Here is a 791-nt window from a genome sequence, read left to right on the forward strand (position 1 = left end):
CGTAGGTGAAATCCGAAACCCAGAGCTGGTTCGGCCGTGCTGCCTTGAACTGGCGATTGACCCGATCCAGCGGGCGCGGGGCTATGGCGTCAGGAACGGTCGTGCGAACACGCTTGCCTCGCATCACACCACGCAAACCCAGTTGCTTCATCAACCGTTCAACCGTGCAGCGAGCCACCGCGATACGCTCCCGGTTCATCTGCTTCCAGACTTTATCCGCACCGTAGACCTGCATGTTGGCCTGCCAGACACGCTTGATCTCCGGCCGCAGACGTTCATCGCGTATTGCGCGAACACAGCGCCGCGACGGATCACGAAGCTGCGCGGCATGGCGCCGGTAGCCCGACGGGGCAATCCGCAAGACCTTGCAGATCGGCTCGACCCCGAAGGTGTCGCGATGCTGATCGATGAAGGCCTTCAGGACTTCAGGCGGCGGTCGAGCTCCGCCTGGGCGAAAAACGCGCTCGCCAGTTTCAGAATCTCGTTGGCACGGCGCAGTTCCCTGTTCTCGCGTTCAAGTGCCTTAAGGCGTTCGCGTTCGGACGTAGTCACGCCCTCACGCTCGCCGCTATCGACTTCATTCCGTTTGATCCACCCCAGCAGTGTCTGGCTCGTGCAGCCGATCTTGGGGGCGATGGATTCGATCGCCGCCCACTGGGACGGATACTCGCCGCGATGCTCTTGCACCATGCGCACTGCACGTTCCCGGACTTCAGCAGAAAATTTGTTCGACTTGTTCATGGCTCCATTTTCTCAAGAGTTGGAGCCTCCATCAAATCCGGGGCGGTTCA

1 pseudogene and 1 other annotated feature are annotated in these 791 nt (G+C 60.6%); the pseudogene reads right to left on the reverse strand.

The annotated features are described in order from the left end of the window. Nucleotides 1–741: pseudogene (locus tag P0D89_RS53590) on the reverse strand (IS3 family transposase); the annotation flags it as partial. Then, nucleotides 347–463, reverse strand: a sequence feature (AL1L pseudoknot). (Overlaps the previous pseudogene by 117 nt.) Nucleotides 742–791: the final 50 nt, after the last annotated feature.

Origin of the sequence: Paraburkholderia sp. RL18-085-BIA-A (genome assembly GCF_046027075.1) — a bacterium.
GTDB lineage: Bacteria > Pseudomonadota > Gammaproteobacteria > Burkholderiales > Burkholderiaceae > Paraburkholderia.